Below are 24,990 nucleotides of genomic sequence, written 5' to 3' on the forward strand. Positions count from 1 at the left end.
TTCAATCCCTTCTTTCAAAAATACTGTTTACAGCTTCCATCCATATTTGTCTATAATCTATATCCACATGTAACATCATAAAATTCCCGACATTATCAAGCACTAATGCTAACATATGAGCTTTTGAAACTAGATTTTTATTTTCAATCAATTGAAGCTCATTTGCTTTTGTAAGGAGGGATTCAAATCCTTGTAAATATTCTGTTTGCACAGTTAGTAATCGATCTTTGTACATATCATTTCTTGAAGATAGTAATACATATTCTTGCAACACACGATTAAAATAAGGATCGTTCTGCTGTTCATCAATTATTTTGAATCCAATTTCAATGCATTTCTCAATAAAATTTTCTTTCGTAAACTCTTCTGTATGGAAGAAGGAAGAAAACTGCATCGCAGCACATAATTCTGTGAAAATACATTCGATTAATGCATCTTTAGATTTAAAGTAATAATAAATGGACGGTTTAGCAATTCCGACTTCTTCAGCAATCATTGAATAAGTCGTTTTGGTAATACCATGTCCGGCAAACAGTCGATAGCTTGCTTCCATAATTGAAGAGAGTGTTTCTTCACTTTTGCTCATAATAAAGCCTCCTAAAAAAAGGTTATATAAATCGTATCATTCATTAATATTTTTTTCAACCTACCGTTAGGTAAAAAGTAGCCTATTTTTTACAAAGTCATTTAAAAAGTTTAAGAGTTAAGGAATTGCTTTAGAAATATATTTCTAAAGTATTGTGTTCACTTTACACATAAATATTGAGAAAATTTCACTTACCCTAAATGAAAAGGTAATAGAAGTGTTTATAGAGAATTACTCGTAGATTCAATTTTTATCCCCCCATTTTGTGGGGAATGATTGCCTAGTGGTAATGGGATAAGGTTGAGCTACTTTATTAGGGGGAGTGGTTCTATGTTTAATAAAAAAATGGTGGCAATGGCAATGACTGTACCGTTAGTAATGGGGACGATTTCTACGGTTTCGGCATTGGAAAAACAACAGCAAGTAAAGTTAGAAGCTTATTCGCCACAGAAAAAAGCAACTGAATATTTAAAAGAAAATGCTGCGCAGTATGGATTGAAAACAGACCTTTCAGACTTGCAATATATTTCTACAACAGAAACGTCAGTAGCTTCATATGTTAGGTTCCAACAAGTTGTTAATGGTGCACCTGTATTTTCAAAACAAATAACAGTTACGCTTAACGGAGAGGGAAAGGGAGTACTCGCTGTTTCTGATTATCAGCCTGTTACAGGTGTGAAGGAAGTAACGACAAAAATTAGTGAAAAAGATGCAATACAAAAATCAATGGCGTATGTTGGAGAAGCAAGTGAGCAAAATTTATGGGCTCCTACAGATAAAGAGTTCGGATATATTGTTGAAGAAGGAATTGCTCGTCCAGTATATAAAGTTGTAGTCCATTCTAATAATCCATTTGGTGCATGGGAAACATTTATTGATGCAGAAAATGGAAAGTTAATTAAAAAGGTTGATATAAACCGAAAAGCTGAAGGGTCAGGAAAAGTATTTTTACCTAACCCAGTCGTATCTAGCGGTAGTAAAGTAGGCTTAAAAGATAATAACGATGCAGATTCAACAGCTCTAACGAACCAACTGAAAACTGTTACGTTAAAAGGTTTAGATGGAACAGGATTTTTAATTGGAGAATATGTAACGATTTCTTCAAAAGCGAAAACAAAATCTACGAATTTACAATTTAACTATACACGCGCAAATGATAGCTTTGAAGATGTTATGTCGTACTATCATATCGACACATTGCAACGTTACATTCAAAGTCTAGGTTTTAAAAATATTAATAACCGTTCGATAAAAGTGAATGTTAATGGTACAACTGATGATAACTCATTCTATTCTCCATCAACAAAAGCTTTAACTTTCGGTACTGGCGGTGTTGATGATGCAGAAGATGCTGGTATTATCGCACATGAATATGGGCATTCGATTCAAGATAACCAAGTTCCTGGCTTTGGTAGTTCAGCAGAAGGTGGAGCGATGGGAGAAGGATTTGGCGACTTCTTAGGTGCTACATATGAAGATGCAGTATCGACTACTGGATATGGTAAAGCATGTGTTGGAGAATGGGATGCGACAGCTTATTCTAGTTCAGATCCAACATGCTTACGCCGATTAGATACGAATAAAGTATATCCGAAAGATATAACGAATGAAGTGCATGATGATGGTGAAATTTGGGCTCAAGGTCAATACGAAATGGCACAAGCTTTTGGCCGTGATGTAGCAACAAAAATCATTTTACAATCACACTGGTCATTAACACCAAACTCTAAATTCAGTGATGGAGCAAAAGCGATTAAGCAAGCGGATGCTCTTTTATATGGTGGACAACATGCTGCTGATATCGATCGCATTTGGGCAGCGAGAGGCATTAGTACGAATTAATATAAAAAGTCGTGGCATTAAGCCACGACTTTTTAATTTGCTTACGAACTGGTACTAGTAAATAAAGCTATATCAATGATAGTGTGAATATATCCGGATCACATTTACTTTTTAGCTTCTTTAAAAACAAAATGCTCTTTAAATTTTCTAGATTCAACTTTTTGACCATTTCGCATTGATCGGAATGGGTGTTCTTGCCATGTAATAATAACATCAACCTCATCCGTTTTTGTAGCAACAGGTAAATTAGCGTGTTCAAATCCAGTTTTTCCACTTGCTAAACGACTTTCCTTTAGGGAAAAGAGTTCATATTTCGTTTTCTTATTTGGTTCGTTGCGGAATACTTCGACGTTTACGTTATATACCTCACTATTCCCGACATTCTTTACTGAAAAATGATATGTTTGAAATTCATCTTTTTTAGCTTGAAGCATATTCTTGTTTGTTTTTTTCGGTTTATCAATATTCACTTGCCATTGATCAGAGTTTTGAGAGATTGGTAAAGATTTTGGTGAATAGGCGTATGTTTCGTTTACTACAATTAGGCAAAACAATAGGAGAAAGAAACTAATTGCTTTTTGCATATACACACCTCGCTATAAAATTTTTTATTAATATGCGTAAATGAATTTGGTTTTATGTAAAAATTGGAAAAATATTAGGGGTGTAATTTCGAATTTGATACATAAGAATATGTATTACAAAATTAACTTTTCACACTTTAGAATAAGTTAGGAGTTAGAAAATCAGAATGTTTCAAAAAAAGCTTGCATTTTATAAAACAAGGAGTTAGAATACTCTGTAAATATAAAAAGTGATGATCAGGAAAAGTACATGATGCAAAGGTCTACAGAGAGCAGCCGGTTGCTGGGAAGGTTGCGATACCGCATGATGGAAAGACACCTGTGAGTGTTGCTTTGAACGTGATTATTAGTAAAAGCAAACGGTACCTACCGTTATCAGGGCTAAGATGGTCAGTATGACAATTTGGGTGGTACCGCGGAAAAAAATCCGTCCCTATTTATAGGGGCGGATTTTTGTATTCTTTGAAAGGGGGTGAGTGACCGTGGATGATGACGATGACAACAATAACGTAAATAAATATAAAATTATTGGAGGGAAAAATAATGGATTCAATAATGAAGCGTTCACTCACAAAAGAATGTACAAATCAAAGTGGAAAGGTTGTATTACTTCAAGGATGGGTAAAAAAAATTCGGCATCTTGGAAATGTTAGTTTTTTATTATTACGGGACAGAACAGGAGTAATTCAATGTGTATTAGAAAATGAATTGGCTGGATATAAAGTTGATGTAGAAAGTGTTGTCCATGTAATCGGTGAGATAGTCGAGACGTCGAAAACAGAATTAGGTGTTGAAGTACTTGCTCATGAAGTGAAAGTAATAAACGGTGCAGAACCACTTCCATTTGAAATAAATAAAAAGAAGTTACAAGTTGGCTTAGATCAACTATTGAATGAGCGGGTACTCTCACTAAGACATGAGCGAACCGCAGCGATTTTTAAAGTGAAATCTACACTCGTTCAGAGCTTTAGTGAATTTCTTATAGAGAACGATTTCACACGTATATTTACGCCGAAAATTGTTTCGCAAGGGGCAGAAGGAGGAGCAAATGTTTTTAAGCTTCCATACTTCCAAAAAGAAGCTTATTTAGCACAATCACCACAGTTCTACAAACAAATGATGGTAGCGGGTGGGTTAGAACGAGTTTTTGAAATTGCACCTGTATATAGAGCAGAACATCATAACTCTTCCCGTCATTTGAATGAATATATATCGTTAGACGTAGAACTTGGTTTTATTCATGATTTTTATGAAGTGATGCAACTAGAAACTGATGTTTTACGATATATGTTTCAACAAGTAGCGAAAAAATGTGAAATAGAACTACAACTATTACAAATAGAAGTACCTGTTATTACTGAAATACCTAAAATTACATTGTTAGAAGCACAAGAAATTTTGAAAAGTAAGTATCGTAAAGAATCTCCTGTAGGGGATGTAGATACAGAAGGTGAAAAGTTACTAGGGAAATATGTAAAGGAAACATATAATAGTGAATTTGTTTTCATTACACATTATCCGAAAGAAGCGAGACCGATGTATACGATGCAAAATAAAGAGAATCCAGCTATTACTGATTCATTCGACTTATTATATAAAGGGTTAGAAATAACGTCAGGGGCACAGCGAATTCATAATTATGAAATGTTACTCGCTTCGTTTAAAGAAAAAGGATTACACCCAGAGAAATTTCAATCTTATTTAAATACATTCCGATACGGTTGTCCCCCGCATGGAGGTTTCGGGATTGGGCTAGAAAGGATTGTATATAAACTATTAGAATTAACAAATGTACGAGAGGCGAGTGCTTTTCCGAGAGATTGTACTCGTCTTATACCGTAAAAAGAATCTTCGCGACTATCGCGAAGATTCTTTTTTTTTAGTTCGTTTGAAAAGGTGAAAATATAGACTCTTTCTTTTGCTAATAAGCTTAGTGAAAGTGAGTTATCAATATGAACCATTTCGACAAAAAATCAATATACCCCTTGACAGTTACAAATATAACAGATATAATTCATATTAATTTCAAAAGAAAATATATTCTGAATATTAAAATGTGTTGAATAGGAGTAGTAAGGTCATGTATTTGTACAGAGAGCTATGGGTTGGTGCGACATAGTCAAATGACATCCTGAACTCGCCTAGGAGCAGTAAGGTGGAACGGAATCACATTCTTAGTAAATCTTAACGGTTAACCTTCGATATTAGGTTTGTAATCAAACGATTACTACTAAGGTGGATTCATAATGGAATCAATAAGGGTGGTACCGCGTTAAGTAAATGGCTTAGCGTCTCTTTATATAGAGATGCTAGGCCATTTTTTATTATATGGAAGAAGAAATGGAGGGTTTGTTTGGATAGGTCTATAAAATTTATTTATTTATATAAAAAGATTTAATTAGGAGGAAAATGAGATGAAACAGACGGAGCAATGGACTTCGAAATTAGGTTTTATAATGGCAGCAGCCGGATCAGCAATTGGACTTGGTGCGATATGGAAGTTTCCTTATATCGCTGGGAAGAGTGGGGGAGGAGCGTTCTTTTTAATCTTTATATTATTTACTGTTTTAATTGGACTACCGCTACTTATAGCTGAATTTATGATTGGACGCAGTACGCAGAAACAAGCAGTTGGAGCATTTAAAAGCATCGCACCAAATACAGGATGGCACTGGATCGGACGCCTTGGCGTTGGAACGTGTTTTATACTACTTTCGTTTTATAGTGTTGTAGGTGGATGGGTATTAATTTATTTATTCAGAGGAATAACTGGACAACTTATTAATCCAGGACAAAATTACGGTGCGTTATTTACTGAAACAATTGGAAATCCCACTTGGGCGATTATAGGGCATTTCGCTTTTATGTTTATTACGATTTGGGTTGTATCAAAAGGTGTACAAAACGGAATTGAAAAAGCAAGTAAATATATGTTGCCAGCATTGTTCGTTTTATTTGTCGCTCTTATTATTCGTTCGTTAACACTTGATGATGCAATGAAAGGTGTGAAGTTTTTCTTACAACCAGATTTCTCAAAGATTACTTCGGAAAGTATTTTGTTCGCAATGGGGCAATCATTCTTTGCGATTAGTATCGGGATTTCAATTATGGTTACCTATAGTTCCTATTTAAATAAAAAAGAAAGTTTACCAAAATCAGCAATAACAATTGTTGGATTGAATTTATTTGTTTCTTTATTTGCGGGTGTTGCTATTTTTCCGGCTGTATTTTCATTAGGAATGGAGCCAACAGAAGGACCTGGATTACTATTTATCGTATTACCATCTGTATTTAGTCAAATTCCATTCGGTGGATTTTTCTTAACAGTATTTCTTGCACTATTTACATTTGCGACATTAACATCGGCATTTTCTCTACTAGAGACAGTTGTTTCAGCGTTTGCAAATGGTGAACAAGAAAGAAGAACGAAATTATCATGGATGATCGGTTTCGGTATTTTCTTAGTAGGTATACCATCAGCATTATCATTTGGAGTATGGAGTGATATTACGATTTTCGGAAAGAATATTTTTGATGCGGTAGACTTTTTATCTAGTAATATATTAATGCCACTTGGAGCACTATTTATTAGTATTTTCGTTTCATTCAAAATGGAGAAGAAGGTACTAGAAGCAGAGTTTTTTGTAGGTGGTAATTATGGAAAGAAAGTATTTACTTGTTGGGCATTTTTACTTCGATTTGTAGCACCACTTGCAATAATTATCGTCTTCTTAAATGTAATAGGGATTATTTAACATTAAATGTTATAATATTCAGTGAAAAAGGGGAGGTGATGATCATAAAGGCAAATTTGATAGAATTAGGGAAATACATGAACATTAGAGGGAAAAAGCTATACGTTGAAACGCATGGAAATCCTAAAAATAAACCGGTCTTATACTTGCATGGTGGACCGGGAGAAAGTTGCTATGATTTTTCATTTCATCAAGCGGAACGTTTAAAAGATTCTTTATATGTAATGATGATAGATCAAAGGGGTGTTTGTCGCTCAGAAGAAATTACTGAGGATGAAGCTTTTGGATTAAATGATTTAATTGAAGACTGTGAGGAACTAAGAAAAGCATTACAAATTGAAAAGTGGTCTGCAATTGGACATTCTTTCGGTGGCTATTTAGCATTGTTATATGCGTCGATATATCCAAGTTCAATAGAGAAAATAATATTTGAAGGGCCAACTTTCGACTTTGCATTAACAAGTAGAGCTTTGTTGCAAAAGACAGGGCATTTATTAAAAAAGCATGGAAAAGAAGAAGTAGCAAAAGAGTGCATTGCTTATTCATCTAGCAATGCTAGTTCAGAAGAGTTGTTAGAAGCTTATATAAGATTAAGCGCTGAATTAGAAGAAAAAAGAATGGAGATTTACAATTATAAGGAAGATGAAACAGACTATAGTTTATATAGTGATGAAGAGTGGGAAGTATTTTCAAATCGTTCTCAAACTCATTTTGATAGATTAAAATTAGAGGGTGCATGTCATAAATCATTATTATATAAAATAAAAGAAGTACAGAATCCAATGTTATTAATTGAAGGAAAACATGATGTAGTAACGTGTGAAAAACAAATTGAAATATTTAATAAAGATGCTCAAAACGGTAAGTGTATCGTATTTGAAGAGAGTGGTCATTCACCTCACTATGAGGAAGCAGATAGATTCGCAGAAACAATTATTCATTTTTTGAAATGAAGAAAAGGGTGCTTCTATAAATGAGAAGCACCCTTTTTAAATTTCTGGATAAGCGATTGTTATGTTAGGCCATTTAATTTGCCAATTCTTTTTTATAACTCTATTTTTGTACATATGTATACGTTCTTTTGTTTCAAGAAAATGAGCTGTTGGTTTCACTTGTAGTGAAAGTACATCTTCGATTCCGCATGGAGATGCTAATATAATATTGTTTTGGTCATCTAATGTAACTCCTAATGCCGTTGCTGTTTCAGGAAATTTAGAAATAGCATCAACAGAAGAAGAATATGGCGGCATGTTATTCATTACATGCATACGAGCTTGATTTTTTATTGACCAAGGGATAGTGGCATCCATATTCATTAGTTTCGTTTCTAATAACTTTTCATATGTTTCGTCTTTATGTAGACAATCGTAATAAATAACATCTACATCAGGCGTATCTGTTCTTATTTCGTAGTTGTGTAAAGTATCCCAAATTTTAGAACGAACAAAGCCGGCACAAACCCACCAATCAGGTAGCTCTAGTGATTTTGCCATTTGTAATACAGTCATCATCCATTCGTCGTTTTCTATTAAGCGAATGATATCTTGTTCTGTTTGTATAGTCATTTGTTATCTCACCTGCTTTTTTTAGAGTGTGGATTTAATTCATAAGCTTTATAATCCATGTGATCCAGTAAGCACCTGGTATGAATAACAGTTGAGCTAGTAATGTACCAAAAAGTCTAGAAATCATTAGCCAAGCATACATTTTACTCATTGCTTCAGCACCTTCTTCTGATTGAAGAGCTCGCTCTGTTAAAAGAGCAATACGTGGATCTAGTAGCACTGTTAATAAAATAGTAGCAAAACCATTAATAAGACCAGAAGCTGTAGTGGCTTTTGTTGCGAAAGCTGGAATTAAAAAAGAAGCATATAGTGCGGAAAGAACCCCCGCTGTATAAATTGCAGTAGCGAACATGTTAATAAGCATTATACGCTTTGGAATACCGCCGATACGCAATCTATGAATCATTTCTAACTTTGGAAAGCGGACATATTTTTTTGTGTACTTTAATTTTTGAATGTTATTCGTTTTCATCATTCGAATGAAAGAACCGTCTGTTTCAAAGTTTTGAATGACATATCCAAATAGTTTTGTCAAAGTTGGATACAGTATAATCGCAAGCAATGTACCGATAGAAGCAGATAATAGTACAAGACGTATAATATGCTCTAAATCAATAGAAGGATCTTGTTTTGCTTCGTCAACAATCCCGCCAAGTAAAAAGGCTTGTAGTAAGTTTGATGTTCTTGAAATGAGTAATACGATTCCTACGACGGATAATGCGACAGCAATCTTCTTTAAACGAACCCCGGCTAATCGAATACTATAAGAGCTTGTTTCAACTGCGTGGATCACAATTGTGAAAGCCATTATAAAAATTAACGTAATTGACATTTGTTTCACCAGTTTCTATTAAAATAATTGTAACTTTTTTACTGTATCATATCTATCGTATTTTGTAACTGAAAGTATGTGACATATGGAAATTGATTTTTCGAAAAAATAGATAATGATAGTATAATAGGTAGAAGTGGAAGAGATGTTAGCACTTATTTATACAGCAAATTAAGTGGAGGAATGAAACATGTATAAAACATTTCTATTTGATTTAGATGGAACTTTAACGGATCCGAAAGAAGGGATTGTAAACTCGGTTTTATATGCATTAAAAAAAGTAGGAATTGAAGAAGTACATATAAGTGAGTTAGATTCATTTATAGGTCCTCCTATTCAGCAATCATTCATAGAGAGATATAATATGAGTGAAGGAGAGCTTGAACGTGCTGTTTTTTATTTCCGTGAGTATTTAAAGCAGCGTGGATTGTTTGAGAATAATGTATACGAGGGGATTCTGAAGCTCTTGCAACAATTAAAAAGTTCAGGGAATCGCATATTTGTAGCAACTTCAAAGCCCACTGTATTTGCGAAACAAGTTATAGAGCATTTTCAATTGACGAATTATTTCGAAGATATCATTGGAAGTAATTTAGATGGTACAAGAATAAAAAAAGATGAAATAATTGCTCATATTTTACAAACAAATGAAGAACTAAATAAAGAAGAAATGATAATGATCGGTGATAGAAAGCACGATATAATAGGTGCGAATCAGAATGGAATTGCTTCAATTGGTGTTTTATATGGCTATGGCTGTGAGAAAGAACTGACTGAAGCTAGTGCGACTTACATAGTGAAAGATGTTGAAGAACTGTATCATTTTTGTGTAGAAAAAAGTTTAATAAATTAGTAAATATAGATGCTAGCAATCCCTTTATAACGTATGATGAGGAATTCGTTTCTGTTTAAAGGGATTTTTCATATGTAATCGAATATTTATAATTAGACATTTTTAGCATGAAAAAATTGTATGAATAAGAGGAGGGATGTCAGAATTAAAAGATTAGTAGAAGTTTATCAATAAAATTTAGAATATTCTGTTTAATGGAGGGGTAAAATTGGAGTTAGTTATTATATTATTAGCACTAAGTTTACTTATGTTCGTAGCATACAGAGGCTTTTCTGTTATTTTATTCGCACCGATATTTGCATTATTTGCAGTATTTTTGACAGAACCTAGTTATGTATTACCTTTCTTTTCTAATATCTTTATGGAGAAAATGGTTGGATTTATAAAGTTATATTTTCCTGTGTTTTTATTAGGAGCAATATTTGGAAAAGTAGTGGAAATGTCAGGAATTGCGGATTCTATTGCAAAAACGATTATTGAGTTAGTTGGTGAAAAACGTACTGTATTAGCGATTGTATTAATGGGGGCTATTTTAACGTATAGTGGTGTTAGTGTGTATGTAGTAGTGTTTGCTGTTTATCCGTTCGCAGCTAAGTTGTTTCGACAAGCTAATATTCCAAAACGTTTAATCCCTGGAACGATTGTTCTTGGAGCAGTAACGTTTACAATGGATGCACTACCTGGATCACCACAAATTCAAAATGTAATACCTACAACATTTTTTAAAACAGATATTTATGCTGCACCGATACTTGGGATTGTAGGAGCAATTTTTGTTCTTACATTAGGTTTACTATATTTAGAGAGTAGACGTAAGAAGGCAAAAGCGGCAGGTGAAGGATATTTTGGTTTTAATGACGGAAATACTGAAATGGCAGCATCTTTGCAATTAGAACAAAAAAATATGCCATTAATTAATAACATTGAAATCACAAGAGCACAACAACTTATTGCATTTATACCACTTATTTTAGTAGGTGTAATGAATAAAGTGTTTACTATTATGATACCGAAGTGGTATCCAAGCGGTTTTGATTTTTCTGCAATTGGTATGAAAGCATTTGGAAAAGTAGAATTAAGTGCAGTAGTAGGAATTTGGTCTGTAGAATTGGCACTTATTATAGGGATCTTAACAACGTTATTATTATATTGGAAGCGAGTAGTAACAGGTTTCCAAGCTGGATTGAATACAAGTATTGGTGGAGCGCTACTTGCAACGATGAATACAGGAGCTGAGTTTGGATTCGGTGGTGTCATTGCAGCACTTCCAGGCTTCGCAATTATGAGAGATGGTATCTCTGCTACTTTCACAAATCCGTTAGTGAATGGTGCAGTAACGACGAATATTTTAGCTGGAATTACAGGCTCTGCATCAGGAGGTATGGGAATAGTTTTAAGCGCAATGGGAGATAAATTTATTGCAGCGGCCAATCAATTTGATATTCCATTAGAAGTTATGCACCGTATCGTATCAATGGCATCAGGAGGAATGGATACACTACCGCATAACGGGGCTATTATTACTATTCTTACAGTAACAGGATTAACACATAAACAGTCCTATAAAGATATATTTGCTATCACAATTTTGAAAACGGTTGCTGTATTTTTAGTTATCGCGTTCTATACTTTAACAGGACTCTATTAAACATTCGAATCGTAAAGATTCATCAAATCGATAATTTATATCATAAAATATTAATTAGGATAAGAAGGGGTGGAGTACTTGCAAGAAGTTTCTGAGTTTCGTATGCCAAAGTCGGTATTATATGGAAGGAATTCGCTTGAAAAACTGGGGGAACAATCAAAAAAGTTAGGGAAAAGAGCTTTTATAGTTACTGATACAATTATGGAGAAATTAGGATATGTTGAAAAGTGTATACAACAACTAAATAAGAAAAGTATTACTGTTAGTACATATAATAAAGTAGATGCTGAGCCTACAAATATACACGTGTTAGAAGTGTTATCTCTTTGTAAAGAGGAAAAGTGTGATTTTATTATCGGTATTGGTGGTGGAAGTTGTATTGATGCTGCGAAAGCAGTAGCGGTTTTATATACAAATGGTGGAGAAGTTGAGGATTATGTCCAAAAGGATATTGATATAGAAAACAATCCACTACCACTTATTGCAATTCCAACAACTTCTGGTACTGGATCGGAAGTTACAAGTGTAGCAGTAATTACGAATAAAAAAACAGATGTAAAAATGATGATGAAGCATCCTAGTTTTATACCGAAAGTAGCAATTATAGATCCAGTTTTGACAAGTTCATTACCACCACAAATTACGGCAGCAACAGGAATAGATGCATTATGTCATGCGATTGAAGCGTATATTTCTAAAGTTTCACAACCACTTACAGATGTACTTGCTCTTTCAGCTATTGAAAGTATTATGAAATATTTACGTATAGCATATGAAGATGGACGTAATATGGAGGCAAGAGAAGCGATGATGATTGCTTCCTTACAAGCTGGAATTGCATTTTCTAATGCATCAGTTACATTAGTTCATGGAATGTCAAGGCCAGTGGGAGCATTATTTCATGTACCGCATGGTATATCAAATGCCATACTATTACCTACAGTGTTAGAGTTTACAAAAACAAGTGCAATGAAAAGGTTAGCAAAAATTGGACGTAGTTTAAATAAGGATTTGTATTCGAATTCTGATGAGGAAGTAGCAGACTACATGCTTGGTGAAATAAAAAAACTTTGCTTTGATCTTCGTATTCCAAATTTAAAAGAATACGGAATCGATGAAATTGAATTTGAAAATGCTATTTCTAAAATGGCATCAGATGCAATTGAAAGTGGTAGCCCAGCTAATAACCCACGTGTTCCATCATATGATGAAATCAAAGAGCTGTATCGAGAGTGTTTTAATTATAAGTATAAAGAATTTATAAAAACATCAGATTATTAATTTCAGAATATTCTATAAAAATTTCCTTGGAAATGAAAGTAGAATTATTCTTTATTATTTCCATATTTCCGTTAAAACAAGACTTTATATTCCAAACTTAAAGTCTTGTTTTATTATATATAATATACATAATAAAATATTGTTATTAGTTTCATAAAAATAGTTTAGGTAGGTGTTTGTATGAAAACGATAGGTCTTATAGGTGGTATGAGTTGGGAATCAACTTCTGAATATTATCGAATTATTAATGAAGAAATAAAAGAGAGATTAGGAGGGCTACATTCAGCAAAATGTTTGATTAATAGTGTGGACTTTGAAGAGATTGAAAGATTCCAGTCTAGAGGAGATTGGAATGGAGCAGGTGAAGTTTTAGCGAATGCGGCGTATTCATTACAGAAGGGAGGAGCAGACTTTATAATCATTTGTACAAATACAATGCATAAGGTAGTTGGAAAAATAAAGGAGAAAATTGATATTCCAGTCTTACATATTGCCGATGCAACTGCAAAAGTAATTAAAAGAAAAGACATTCAAAAGGTTGGTCTGCTTGGAACTAAATATACAATGGAGCAAGATTTCTATAAGTCACGTATTGAAGAGCATGATATAAAAGTAATAGTACCATCAGGAACAAATAGAGAAAAAGTAAACGAAGTAATATATACAGAATTATGTTTAGGAAAAATAGTATTTCAATCTAGAGAGTATTATAAAAGGGTTATAGAAGAATTAGTACAAGAAGGAGCACAAGGAATTATATTAGGTTGTACGGAAATAGGTTTATTAATAAAACAAGAAAACGTATCAGTCCCGATATTTGATACGACCCATATACATGCAATTGAAGCAGTCAAGGTAGCTTTAGATAAATAGATTATAATTATATTATGTAAACTTAATTCATATATCTGGAAAACATTCAGAAAATATTTTATAATGTAAGTGGTTACATTTAAGGGGGAATGCGTATGTTTTCAGTTCAACCAATCGCATTTGTACATAATGAAAGAAAGGAAATAAAAGATGATGAGTGGGGAGAAGTAAGATCCCGTATAACTTTAACTGAAATGTATGCAGAAGAAAGTATACAAGGGATTGAAGATTTTTCCCATATTGAAGTTGTTTTTTATTTTCATAAAGTAACTGACGAGCAAATTCAGTATTTTGCTAGACATCCTAGAAATAATAAAGATTATCCTGAAGTAGGTATTTTTGCACAGCGCGGAAAAAATCGCCCGAATCGCATAGGTGTAACAATTGTAAAGGTGATCAAAAGAGAAGGTAAATCAATTATTGTTGAGGGATTAGATGCTATTAATGGTACTCCTATATTGGATATAAAACCAATAATGAAAGAGTTTATGCCGAAAGAAGAAATACACCAGCCTAAATGGGCAACGGATATAATGAGACAGTATTGGAAGGGGAATGGAGTAAAATGAGAATATATGAGGCAACAATTGCAGATTTAGATGGACTAGCATCAGTTTTTAATAACTATCGCATGTTTTATAGGCAGGATTCTGATTTAGAAGGTGCAAAAGTATTTTTACGAAATCGAATTGAGAAAAAAGAGTCCGTTATTTTCGTAGCAGTTGAAGACGGCGAATATATTGGGTTCACACAACTATATCCATCATTTTCTTCCATTTCAATGAAAGAATTATGGATTTTAAATGATTTATTTGTACAAGCGGCGAAGCGTGGAGCCGGAACAGGTAAAAAATTATTAGAAGCTGCTAAAGAATACGCATTAGAGAATGGAGCAAAAGGTGTAAAATTGCAAACAGAGATTGATAATTTATCAGCACAACGATTATATGCTGAAAATGGTTATTTGAGAGATAATCGTTATTTCCATTACGAATTAACGTTTTAAAAAATTAAGTTGAAAGAGACATTTTCAAGAAAAAGAATTTCTTTGTAATGAGAAATTCTTTTTTATTTTTTCCTAAATTAAACATAATGAAAACGATATTTATTTATTGTTAAACAATAAATAATGTGATAAAATTATGTTATCATTAAATAAATGAGGTATTGTAAATGAATCTTAAACGAAGTTCAACAACGTTCTTAAAAGTAATTATTTTTCTTGTTGGAATTGCAGTACTTGCTTTATGCATATTTTTAGTGCCGGAAATGGCGAATTTCGCAGCGAATTTGTATCCTAATATTACTCTGATAAAATATCTTGTTTTCATTGTGATGTATGGAGCAGCTGTGCCTTTTTACGTTGCTCTTTATCAGGCTTTCAATCTTTTACAGTATATTGACGAGAACACAGCGTTCTCGGAATTATCTGTAAAGTCGTTAAAGAATATAAAGCGCTGTGCAGTTACAATCAGTGGTTTGTATGTATTGGGTATGCCACTTTTTCATTTTATAGCGAAAAAAATGGACCCTCCTATTGGGTTAGTGGGACTTATTATCGTTTTTGCTTCGCTCGTTATCGCTGTTTTTGCTGCTATTCTTCAACGCCTTCTACAAGAAGCAATTAACATAAAATCAGAAAATGATTTGACGGTCTGAGGTGGCGGATATGACAATTATTATTAATATTGACGTCATGTTAGCAAAACGAAAGATGAGTGTAACGGAGCTTTCGGAGAAGGTTGGAATTACGATGGCGAATCTTTCTATTTTGAAAAATGGGAAAGCAAAAGCGGTTCGTTTTTCAACATTAGAAGCGATATGTAAAGCTTTGGAGTGTCAGCCAGGGGATATTTTGGAGTATAAAAACGATGAGAATACTCAATAAAAAAAGATAACAAATGTAAATAATAGAAGTCAATAAAGAAGGGATAGCCACTAAGCTAATCCTTCTTTATGTTAATTGCTGTTAGTAATAAAAAATATAATTTGAATTGCAATGTTTGCGTATCAAAAGGGAACTTGCTACCTTTTGAGGTAATCCGTTTTGTGGAAGAAAATTATTTGCCAAAAAGGATATTTTAACTATGATTTAAATTATTTTGAGTGCATCAAAATCTTCATTTGTATTATAGTTGATTTAAAACCCAGTTTGTTGCATCTTCAAAGTTATCTGCAATGTAGTTTGGTTCAATATGTGCCCATTTGTCTCGGTACGTATGCAAAGCATCATACCCAGCTCCTGTTCGGACTAGAATCGTAGTCGCATTTACTTTTTCTCCTGCAACAATATCAGTCCAGCGATCACCAACTACAGCACATTGTGTTAAATCAAGCCCATGTTTTTTTGCTGCTTTAAGCAGCATGCCTGTACTTGGTTTACGACATTCACAACCATCACCGTGTTTATGAGGACATACATAAATATCATCAAAACCGAAGCCTTCTAATTCTTGTACAAAATCGGCTACAGTTGCTATTCCATCTGCGATACCAGGTTGATTTGTGAAAGAGAAAATTTTTATATTTTTAGCTTTTAGTTTTTGCAAGGATGTTTTTGTGAATGGAAATAATGTAAAAGATCCCGGATAATGTATTGTAGTGTCACCACCAATTGTACCGTCACGATCAATGAAAATTGCTTTAATGTTTGTCATAGTTATAGTCCCTTCAATTATAAGTAGTTTAGAAATGTTTTACAAATCGGTAGCCATTTACTTCATAACCTAATTTTTTGTAAAAAGGATGAGCTTCTACTCTTTTTGTTCCACTAACTAGCCATGTGCCAATGCAATTATGTTTCTTTGCTAATTGCTCTGCATAATCCATCAACACTTGTCCAATGCCTTTCCGTCGTATGTTAGAATCGACGCTAATAATTGAAATCTCTCCATAACGTGTTACATCTTCTAAATTTTCACGTATACGAAATCCAAGCAATCCAAATATAGCTTCTTCTTCTTCGTAAACATATAAAAAATCAAACGGACTCATTTGTACGAATTGTAATCGATTGTTCATATCTTCATAGGAAATAGAGGAACCTTTTAATTCTTTCGTTAAAGAACAAAGTGCGTCTATATCATCTATCGTTGCTTCACGAATTTGAAAAGACATATTATCCACTCCAATAAAATGTAATCAAACATTTAATATTCTGTTAAAAAATGTTTTTTCCTGCTATGAAAATAAATATTTTATAATGATATATAGATAGTTATATGTTATTCTTTTCCTTGATTGTATTGGAAATGGAAAGAGGGGAAAGACATGTTAGAAGTAAATATCCGCTCAGCTGGATATGAAATAGGCGAAGAAACAATTCATGATATAGCTTTTTCTATCGAAAAAGGTGAACTAGTTGCTCTTATTGGAGCAAATGGTGCTGGGAAGAGTACGACGATAAAAACGATGCTCGGATTACTTGTAAATATGGACGGTGAAATATCATTCGGTGAAAAGAAAAATCCGTATGCATATGTGCCAGAACATCCAACATACTATGATTACTTGACGTTCTGGGAACATATTGAATTATTAATGGCTGCTCGTGGAAGTGAAATGGGAAACTGGGAAGAAAGAGCGGAACAATTATTACATACTTTTCGAATGGATAAGCATAAACATGAGTATTTATCAAAGTTTTCAAAAGGTATGAAACAAAAATCGATGCTAATATTGGCGTTTTTAACTGAGCCAGATTTTTATATTATTGATGAACCCTTTATCGGTTTAGATCCAGTAGCTACGAAAGAGTTTTTAACTTATTTATATAAAGAAAAAGAGCGTGGGGCAGGAATTTTACTTTGTACGCACGTATTGGATACGGCTGAAAAAATTTGTGAAAGATTTTTACTCATTTCACAAGGTACATTAGTCGCAGATGGACATTTAGAATCTATTCAAATGTTAGCGGAAATGCCTGGTAGCTCATTACTAGACTGCTTTGATATAATTGTAAGGCGTGAACAACATGATTAAACAACAATTTTATAAAAGATTACGCCATGAGCTCCGGCGGAAGTGGAAGTCTATACGTTCGGTAACAGATTGGACAGTCGCGTTATATATTATTATTCCAATACTTATATTTATGGGAATCTATTATAGGTCACTATGGATAAATGAATTATCAATGGAAGAGACGATTTATTTCGGATTAGGATTACTAGCATTTTATCTAGTAACATATCCGAGAGGAGTTCGTTCATTTTTTGAGCAAGCGGATAGTTTATTTTTAATTTCGTATGCAACACATATGCGAAAATTAGTCCAGTATGGCATGATGTACACATTTATTCGAATAGCGATAACGAATATAATAGTGGTCGTTATTATGTTACCGGTGTTGATGAAAAGTATCGAGGTAACAGAGATACAAGTCCTATTATTTTGGGTATTCTTTACTATATTTCGATTTATGTTGTCGTTGTTAACGAGATTTATTCATGTACATGTGGGGAAACGATGGGTTTTATGGATTATAAAAAATGTAGTATTTTCTATGAGCGTGTCCTTTTTGGGAATTAGTTTATTTTTTATTTATAAAAATCCATTTTATTCAATTCTATTTATCGGTTTAGTAATTTTCTTAAGTAGTGTATTAGTAAAAGAGAAAATGAATTATAAAAAGTTCTTTTTTAAAGAAATCGAGAAAGAAAAGGAGGAAAGCATGCGCTGGACGAGCGGAATTATGCAAGTTGGTGGTCATGCGGCTAAACCGAGTAGTTCGAATAAAAAACCGTGGATGTTTCCGCGCTCTAAAAGACTATTAGGAAAAAAAGCTGATTCTCGTATTGTCGAATCTTTTTTGAAAGAATTTTTCCGTACAAGTACTGCACGAATATTTTATATTCAAATTGTATGTATCAGTACTGCAAGTATAATTATGACTCCAAGGTGGATTACAGCTATTATTCTCGTATTTGCTGTAGTTGCAATTTCTCGCTATGCACGTGATTATTGGAATGAATTTACGAATAAGATGTTTCTTCATTTATATTGTGATGAAGGGAAATTACTTTTGTTAAGATGGAAGGCAGATCGTTATTTACTACTACCAGCAATACTTTTATATGTAATAGTTATACTTTTCCAGTTTTATTTATTGCCAGCTGTGATCGGTGGCATTATTTTTATTTTATTAATTGTATGGATTGTATTTTTACCATTAAAAAAGAGCCATTGACGGCTCTTTTTCTAGTCTGTAACACATTGATAAATAAAATATACTAAAACGAGTATGCTTGCGGCGGAATACATGACATCTAAAGTCATTCAAGTGCCTCCTCAATATTGTGGTATTAATATTGTATGAAATCTTACAATTTCATATTCAAGTGAAAAATATGTGAACGTTAACAAAATTGTAAAGTGCAAAAATTATAATCATTTTGTATAATAGAAGAAACCACCGTTATATAAAAAAATAATGAGTGAAAGGGGAGGGAACATAAATGCCAAATTGGTTTAGAAAAACCTTAGTCGCATTAATTACCGTATTTACATTTGGTTTAGTGACGCCTCCTTCCATATTGCTTGATAATGCCAAAGCTGCGGACAAGCCTACGAGCACAGCTGGGCAACAAAATTTGGAGAGTACGTCCTATACATATGAAGAAACGAATGACAGGTTAACCACCGATACTTTTATTACTTATGCGATGCAAGAAGCAGAAAAACAGTCGATGCAAAAGTTTGGTACTAAAATTGGCCCAGTAATTGAAGATGAATTTAAAGATGTAATATTACCAAAGATTGAAGAGGCAATTGCTGAACTTGCCAATGATGTACCAGAGAAGTCATTGCAATCATTAGCGATTTCTCAAAGACCAGCTGGTGGAAATAATGAAAAGATTTTTCACGTCTACGATACGAAAACAGGAAATGACTTATTGCGTTTCCATGTAAGAAGAGATCATCCACCGCAAGATGGTTATTATTTTAATTTCCACTATCATCGTTTTGATGATGGATACTCTGGACATCATGAGTTAGGGAATATTTATTGGAATACGAATGTACCGCCAAAATGGCTTTCTTAAAAAGAACAAGAGAAAATCTTGTTCTTTTTTATTTTTATAGAAGGGACAGACAACTATGTTGTTGAATAACATAGGTTTAGAAAAAAGAAGCAAAAGGAGTATGGAGATGCAAAAATACATTGTTTTTGACTTTGATGGCACATTAGTAGATTCACAAAATATATTTGTACCGATTTATAATCAACTTGCTGAAAAACATGGGTATAAAGCAGTAAAGGAAGAAGAAATTGAACATTTACGTAAATTAACGATGCCAGAGAGATGTAAACAACTCGATGTACCACTGTATAAATTACCGATATTAGCGTTGGAGTTTTATAAATTATACCAGCCTGCTATAAAAGATCTCGTTTTGTTCCATGGAATGAAGGATGTATTAGATGAACTACATAAAAAAGAATACGGTATTGCGGTTATATCATCTAACTCGGAAGAGCATATTCGAGCATTTTTACAAAAGAATGATATAGAAAATATACAAGAAGTGTATTGTTCTAAAAATTTGTTCGGTAAAGACAAGATGATAAAAAGATTTTTAAAATCGAAAAAAAATAACTGAGAAAGATATGTTATATGTCGGTGATGAACAGAGAGACGTAGTAGCATGTAAAAAGGCTGGGGTAAACGTAATTTGGGTATCTTGGGGATATGATGTTATTGAAACAGTGAAAAAAGACGCACCCGATTATATGGTTCATAAGTCGATGGAAATTGTGCAAGTAGTACAAGGAGCGTATTCTTAATATGAATACACTTCGAGCAGGTATTCATCATATTGAATTTTGGGTAGCAAATTTAGAGGAATCCATTTCTTTTTATAATAAGCTGTTTTCAATAATTGGATGGAGAAAATTAAATGAAGTAGCATATAGCACGGGAGAAAGTGAAATATACTTTAAAGAAGTAGATGAGGAAATCGTAAGGACGTTAGGGCCTAGACATATTTGTTATCAAGCTATTCATAGAGAAGTAGTTGATGAAGTAGCAGATTTTCTTTCTAGTATGAAAGTGAAGGTAATACGTGGTCCAATTGAAATGAATCATTATTCAGAAGGGTACTATACGATTGATTTTTACGATCCGAATGGATTTATTGTAGAAGTAGCCTATACACCAAATGCAGAAATGTAAGGGGAATAGATATGAAGATAATTACAGCACGGCAAAACAATATACAAATTGTAAAAGATGCAGCGAATATTGAAGAAATTTCTAAAGGTTTCTCTCCAGATAAGAAATATGTAATTACGAATGCAAATAATGAAAAATATTTATTTCGGACAGGAGATATAAAAGAGTATGAAAGAAAGAAAATAGAGTTTCAAATTTTAAATGAAATGGTAAAACGTAACGTACAGGCACAAAGGCCAATTGAAATAGGTATATTGGAAGAAGAAGGTGTATGCTATAGTATTTTTTCATATTTAGAAGGGGAAGATGCGAAGAAGCTATTGCCTACGTATTCACCAAAAGAACAATATGATATTGGCATAGAGGCAGGAAAAGATTTAGCGAAAATGCATACATATGAAGCGCCTAATGATATACTTCCATGGTATGAAAGAGCAATGAAAAAACATAGTAAATATTTAGAAGCATACAAAACATGCGGAATAAAAATAAAAAATGATAATAAAATTATTAAGTTTATAGATGAAAATGAAATGTATGTAAAGGATCGCCCAAATCGATTTCAACACGATGATTTTCATTTAGAAAATATAATTGTACGGGATGGGAATTATGTAGGTGTAGTTGATTTTAATGGTTATGACTGGGGCGATCCACTGCATGATTTCGTGAAAATTGCACTATTTGCAAGGGACATTAGTATTCCGTATTCAATCGGACAAATAGAAGGATACTTTAATAGGAGAATACCAGAAGAGTTCTGGAAATTATATGCGGTGTACGTTGGCATGACAGTTTTCTCATCAGTTGTCTGGACATTAAGAGCAGCACCACATATGTTGGATGATACGTTAGAGCGTCTTCATATTGTATTGGAAGATCATAAAAACTTTGAGTTATTAAAACCAAGTTGGTTTCAACCAGATAAGATTGATATGAAATAGAAAAGGTAGGTGTGATTCGCACCTACCTTTATTTTTTACCATTCTTCATTTTGAAGTAGTTGTAATGCTAACTTTAAATCCACATCTTCTTGTATATGTTCCGGAGTCCATGGGATATGTATATGAGGTTGTATTCCAATTCCGGACATTCCTTTGCCTTTATCTATAATAGAAAGCCGTGAAGTAGGATAGTAAAGAGCGAACGTACCAGCCCATTCCATTACTGCTAAATTAGAATAATCATTTAAACCAGCAGTAGGACGACCTATTACTTTTACTTTCGGTGATTTTTTTGTTGCTTCTACAAAAGAATCACCAGAGCTTCCACATGTAACATCTGTTAATACGGCTACTCTACTTGGTGTTGTTCGTCCGTGTATTTTCAAAGTTTGAAGTTCTTTTGGTAGTCCAGATGTATCAAATGTAACAAGGCCCTTTTTATAATTCTCTTTTAAATCGTGAATAAACATATCGGTGACTAACTTTGAAAGGTCGTCTGAAGAATCATAATCTTCTTCGAAGTCTTGCATTCGTAAATAATAATTTCGTTCTGTATGATTTAATTGCATTGTATTTGAAGAGTCGAAAAGAGAAATTTCTTTGTCTTCAAATAAGTAAGGAAGTATGTTGAAAAATGCATCATCACTTCCACCACGATTCAATCGCACATCTATAATTAAGTTTTGAAAAGAATCCAGCTCGTTTTTGTATGAGTCGATTAATTGATTAATAGCTGCAGCATTTGCAAAGTCAGTTAAAGTAATTAAGAGTGTATCTTTATTGTACTTTTTTAATGAATAGATAGGTGTGTATTCGCTTTGTTTATATTTTTGTAAAGAAATGGTTTCGGTTACTCCATCTTTATCTATAAGTGTACAATTTGATGATTTTAATAAAACATAGTCCCATTTTTCACGCTCATATGTATTCTCATTTACATACTTTTTATACTTTATTAATAGCTCAGGAATTTTCATATTATCTAATGCAACGATAGTTTGTCCTTTTTTCACTCTTTTTTCTTGTGAAGTAGATGTAATATATAGGTGATCTTCGTATCTTTTCACTTGGAAGCCAACACTGTTAAGAGGTTGATCGTTAGAGCTCATTTTGAAAAACATATGATTGTCTTTGAAGTCTAATAAGTAATCATTTACAATTTCAGTGAATTGTACTGGTGTTAAATCTCTGTGCTTCTCTAGTTGCTCAATTGTTTGTAAATATGTAGTAGGATCATCCCATCCTTTTTTATCAATACAACCGGAATAATCGTGATGAGTAATCGAAACAACTTCTTTGAAGATTTCTGTGTACAATGCTTTTCCTCCTTATAGTTTAAATAACTAAATAAAAGGATTCCTTGTTCTATACGTAAAATCCTTTATTTGGATGAGAATATAAAAATAGAGGGAAGTGTATCTTCCCTCTATTAAAATAATTATTTAATTTTCTTAAATGTAAGCGGCTGAGTACTTAATGTAGCTGGTACATGTAACTGAAGGGATGGGAATTTACCACTTACATTCATTTCATAAGCGAATAATAAGCTCATTTTCATTTGGAATAAGTCAACTTTTGCAGAGAAGATGTCGTAATGATGATGCCCTAATTGAATATCCATTTCCATAAATTGTACATATAACGAATCATCTCGTTTGTATACTTGTAATGTTCCGTATGCAGGATGTTCAAAAGTACCAGTATAATCCTCTAACTTGTGCGAAGGTGTAGTCCCTTTAATTTGTTCAGGGAGCGATTCAGTTGCTTCTTTCATCATTTCCTTCATTTTTTTAGTATCTTCTACAGCACGTTTATGCCAATCAATGGATTCTAATTCAAGTAGTTCGTCATAAATTTGATTAGCGAGATAAGTAGGAAGTAATGTTCCTCCAGCATTCGTTAAAATGACAAGGCCTATGTTTTCTGTTGGTATGAATGAAACAAGTGCTGAAAATCCATCGATATTACCGCCATGATGAATTACTTTTTTACCACGATAAGCGCTAATAAACCAACCAAGACCGTAACTATTTAATGGAGATTCAGGGAGTGATAAAACGGGTTGGTCTGGAATTGAATTGTGTGGTGTATACATTTGTTGTAATAATTCAGAGGAGATTAATTCATGATCTCCAAATTTTCCTTCGTTTAAGTGGAGAAGTACCCAATTTGCCATATCTTCAATTGTAGAATTAATACACCCAGCAGCGCCAACTGTATCGATGTTACGGAATGGAACTACTTTTATTTCACCGTCATTTTCAATGTAAGGTAAAGCGTAATCATCTGTAGTTTGTGAATCGTTAACAGAGAAGTTTGTATGTCTCATATTTAAAGGTTCTAAAATATGTTCTGTAGTATATTGCTCCCACGTTTGATTTGTAATGTTTTCAACAATGCAGCTAATTGTTGCATACATTAAGTTGTTATATAGAAATGCAGTCCGGAACGGTGCATCAAGTGGTAAATGTTTTATTTTTTCAACGAGATCTTGTCGAGATAAGGAAGAGTTGTACCAAAGAGCATCATGACGACTCACTCCAGTTCGATGAGAAGCTAAATCCCGTCCTGTAACTTGTGAGCTAGCAAGTAGTTCAGATAAAGTAAAGTTAGGTATATAAGAATGGATAGGAGTATCCCAATTAAACTTTTTTTGCTGTGCTAACAAGCTTAATGAAAGTGTGCCAAACGCTTTCGTTGAGGAACCGATTGCGAACCGGGTATTCGGTGTAACAGCCTCTTTTGTTTCTATATTACGATAGCCGAAACCTTCTGAAATAATAACTTCACCGTCTTTTATAACAGCTACAGCAGCACCAGGAACATTTAAATTCTTCATCATTTTTTCAACCGTTGTTTGTAAAGAAGTCATAACAGGCGTTTCAATTTTAGACATACTTCTAACCTCCAAATATAAATTTTGTTCTACCGCACTATACTTTCGGTAATAGAAAATGAAAACCTTTTTAAATTTGGAAAGTTAATAATTTTGTAAGAATTAGCGGAAGAAATTTTATTAATTAGGATTATTAAATTTACCATTTTTCATGTT

Annotated in this window: 25 protein-coding genes, 1 pseudogene and 2 other annotated features; of the genes and pseudogenes, 18 read left to right on the top strand and 8 right to left on the bottom strand. The window is 33.3% G+C overall.

The features are described from left to right. Position 1: 1 nt before the first annotated feature. A complete protein-coding gene (locus AC241_RS10885) occupies positions 2-586 on the bottom strand; it encodes a TetR/AcrR family transcriptional regulator (RefSeq protein WP_000045218.1) in 585 nt (194 codons plus the stop codon). A gap of 330 nt (positions 587-916) precedes the next feature. Between AC241_RS10885 and AC241_RS10890 the strand changes: the two genes are divergently transcribed. Then, positions 917-2,428 (top strand): M36 family metallopeptidase, encoded by a 1,512-nt coding sequence (locus AC241_RS10890; protein ID WP_000482274.1) that lies wholly within the window; start codon positions 917-919, stop codon positions 2,426-2,428. 104 nt (positions 2,429-2,532) lie between these two features. Here the strand turns inward: AC241_RS10890 and AC241_RS10895 are convergent, their stop codons facing one another. Then, on the bottom strand, positions 2,533-3,012 hold the full coding sequence (locus AC241_RS10895; RefSeq protein WP_048564443.1) for a hypothetical protein: 480 nt from the start codon (positions 3,010-3,012) through the stop codon (positions 2,533-2,535). A gap of 224 nt (positions 3,013-3,236) precedes the next feature. Next, positions 3,237-3,450, top strand: a binding site (T-box leader). Between the two features lie 105 nt (positions 3,451-3,555). On the opposite strand from AC241_RS10895, the gene aspS reads away from it, so the two are divergent. The 3 genes from aspS to AC241_RS10910 all read left to right on the top strand — a co-directional run bounded on the left by aspS (position 3,556) and on the right by AC241_RS10910 (position 7,720). Continuing rightward, positions 3,556-4,854 carry an aspartate--tRNA(Asn) ligase gene (gene aspS, locus AC241_RS10900; protein WP_048564442.1) on the top strand — a complete coding sequence of 433 codons (1,299 nt, stop codon included), beginning with the start codon at positions 3,556-3,558 and terminating at the stop codon, positions 4,852-4,854. Between the two features lie 208 nt (positions 4,855-5,062). Beyond that, positions 5,063-5,311: a binding site (T-box leader), on the top strand. A gap of 115 nt (positions 5,312-5,426) precedes the next feature. Continuing rightward, a complete protein-coding gene (locus tag AC241_RS10905) occupies positions 5,427-6,767 on the top strand; it encodes a sodium-dependent transporter (RefSeq protein WP_048564441.1) in 1,341 nt (446 codons plus the stop codon). Positions 6,768-6,805: 38 nt separating this feature from the next. Next, positions 6,806-7,720, top strand: coding sequence for an alpha/beta fold hydrolase (locus AC241_RS10910; protein ID WP_080990769.1), 915 nt, complete (start codon positions 6,806-6,808; stop codon positions 7,718-7,720). Positions 7,721-7,756: 36 nt separating this feature from the next. Here AC241_RS10910 and AC241_RS10915 read toward each other — a convergent pair whose 3' ends face one another. Continuing rightward, entirely contained in the window at positions 7,757-8,332 is a 576-nt protein-coding gene (locus tag AC241_RS10915) for a nucleotidyltransferase family protein (RefSeq protein ID WP_016081803.1), read from the bottom strand. A 34-nt stretch (positions 8,333-8,366) separates the two neighbouring features. Further along, entirely contained in the window at positions 8,367-9,164 is a 798-nt protein-coding gene (locus tag AC241_RS10920; RefSeq protein WP_016081802.1) for a lipid II flippase Amj family protein, read from the bottom strand. Between the two features lie 190 nt (positions 9,165-9,354). Here AC241_RS10920 and AC241_RS10925 point away from each other — a divergent pair, with 190 nt between their 5' ends. The 8 genes from AC241_RS10925 to AC241_RS10960 all read left to right on the top strand — a co-directional run bounded on the left by AC241_RS10925 (position 9,355) and on the right by AC241_RS10960 (position 15,707). Further along, positions 9,355-10,017, top strand: coding sequence for an HAD family hydrolase (locus AC241_RS10925; protein ID WP_050843416.1), 663 nt, complete (start codon positions 9,355-9,357; stop codon positions 10,015-10,017). A 208-nt stretch (positions 10,018-10,225) separates the two neighbouring features. Continuing rightward, entirely contained in the window at positions 10,226-11,665 is a 1,440-nt protein-coding gene (locus AC241_RS10930) for a GntP family permease (RefSeq protein ID WP_050843418.1), read from the top strand. Positions 11,666-11,743: 78 nt separating this feature from the next. Next, positions 11,744-12,946: an iron-containing alcohol dehydrogenase gene (locus AC241_RS10935; RefSeq protein WP_050843420.1), complete on the top strand. Its 1,203-nt coding sequence runs from the start codon at positions 11,744-11,746 to the stop codon at positions 12,944-12,946. Between the two features lie 180 nt (positions 12,947-13,126). Next, positions 13,127-13,819, top strand: a complete 693-nt coding sequence (locus AC241_RS10940; protein ID WP_043936555.1) for an aspartate/glutamate racemase family protein — start codon at positions 13,127-13,129, stop codon at positions 13,817-13,819. A 95-nt stretch (positions 13,820-13,914) separates the two neighbouring features. Next, entirely contained in the window at positions 13,915-14,388 is a 474-nt protein-coding gene (locus AC241_RS10945) for an SAM-dependent methyltransferase (RefSeq protein ID WP_000493252.1), read from the top strand. After that, a complete protein-coding gene (locus tag AC241_RS10950) occupies positions 14,385-14,825 on the top strand; it encodes a GNAT family N-acetyltransferase (RefSeq protein WP_001223866.1) in 441 nt (146 codons plus the stop codon). Before AC241_RS10945 ends, AC241_RS10950 begins: the two co-directional genes overlap by 4 nt. A 167-nt stretch (positions 14,826-14,992) precedes the next feature. Then, positions 14,993-15,478, top strand: coding sequence for a DUF2975 domain-containing protein (locus tag AC241_RS10955; RefSeq protein ID WP_050843422.1), 486 nt, complete (start codon positions 14,993-14,995; stop codon positions 15,476-15,478). Positions 15,479-15,488: 10 nt separating this feature from the next. Then, the gene (locus AC241_RS10960; RefSeq protein ID WP_000152534.1) at positions 15,489-15,707 is read left to right on the top strand and encodes a helix-turn-helix domain-containing protein; all 219 of its coding nucleotides are present in this window, start codon (positions 15,489-15,491) and stop codon (positions 15,705-15,707) included. Positions 15,708-15,948: 241 nt separating this feature from the next. On the opposite strand, the gene AC241_RS10965 is transcribed toward AC241_RS10960, so the two are convergent. Together AC241_RS10965 and AC241_RS10970 are read right to left on the bottom strand one after the other, a co-directional pair. After that, the gene (locus AC241_RS10965) at positions 15,949-16,476 is read right to left on the bottom strand and encodes an HAD-IIIA family hydrolase (protein ID WP_000181784.1); all 528 of its coding nucleotides are present in this window, start codon (positions 16,474-16,476) and stop codon (positions 15,949-15,951) included. Positions 16,477-16,504: 28 nt separating this feature from the next. Continuing rightward, positions 16,505-16,936: a GNAT family N-acetyltransferase gene (locus tag AC241_RS10970; protein ID WP_000009776.1), complete on the bottom strand. Its 432-nt coding sequence runs from the start codon at positions 16,934-16,936 to the stop codon at positions 16,505-16,507. 153 nt (positions 16,937-17,089) lie between these two features. Between AC241_RS10970 and AC241_RS10975 the strand changes: the two genes are divergently transcribed. The 6 genes and pseudogenes from AC241_RS10975 (at position 17,090) to AC241_RS11000 (ending at position 21,938) form a co-directional block, all read left to right on the top strand. After that, positions 17,090-17,800 carry an ABC transporter ATP-binding protein gene (locus tag AC241_RS10975; RefSeq protein WP_050843424.1) on the top strand — a complete coding sequence of 237 codons (711 nt, stop codon included), beginning with the start codon at positions 17,090-17,092 and terminating at the stop codon, positions 17,798-17,800. Beyond that, positions 17,793-19,007, top strand: a complete 1,215-nt coding sequence (locus AC241_RS10980) for an ABC transporter permease (RefSeq protein ID WP_050843426.1) — start codon at positions 17,793-17,795, stop codon at positions 19,005-19,007. The genes AC241_RS10975 and AC241_RS10980 overlap by 8 nt, the downstream gene beginning before the upstream one ends. A 268-nt stretch (positions 19,008-19,275) precedes the next feature. Beyond that, on the top strand, positions 19,276-19,863 hold the full coding sequence (locus tag AC241_RS10985; RefSeq protein ID WP_016081794.1) for a YpjP family protein: 588 nt from the start codon (positions 19,276-19,278) through the stop codon (positions 19,861-19,863). Between the two features lie 106 nt (positions 19,864-19,969). Continuing rightward, a pseudogene (locus tag AC241_RS10990) lies at positions 19,970-20,606 on the top strand (HAD family hydrolase). Position 20,607: 1 nt separating this feature from the next. Further along, entirely contained in the window at positions 20,608-20,994 is a 387-nt protein-coding gene (locus AC241_RS10995; protein WP_029442206.1) for a VOC family protein, read from the top strand. Positions 20,995-21,005: 11 nt separating this feature from the next. Then, positions 21,006-21,938 carry an aminoglycoside phosphotransferase family protein gene (locus AC241_RS11000; RefSeq protein ID WP_016081792.1) on the top strand — a complete coding sequence of 311 codons (933 nt, stop codon included), beginning with the start codon at positions 21,006-21,008 and terminating at the stop codon, positions 21,936-21,938. Between the two features lie 35 nt (positions 21,939-21,973). Here the strand turns inward: AC241_RS11000 and AC241_RS11005 are convergent, their stop codons facing one another. Further along, positions 21,974-23,254, bottom strand: a complete 1,281-nt coding sequence (locus tag AC241_RS11005; protein ID WP_050843428.1) for a S41 family peptidase — start codon at positions 23,252-23,254, stop codon at positions 21,974-21,976. A gap of 122 nt (positions 23,255-23,376) precedes the next feature. Further along, on the bottom strand, positions 23,377-24,834 hold the full coding sequence (locus AC241_RS11010) for a serine hydrolase (protein WP_050843430.1): 1,458 nt from the start codon (positions 24,832-24,834) through the stop codon (positions 23,377-23,379). Positions 24,835-24,990: the final 156 nt, after the last annotated feature.

Origin of the sequence: Bacillus thuringiensis (assembly GCF_001182785.1) — a bacterium.
Taxonomy (GTDB): Bacteria; Bacillota; Bacilli; order Bacillales; family Bacillaceae_G; genus Bacillus_A; species Bacillus_A thuringiensis_S.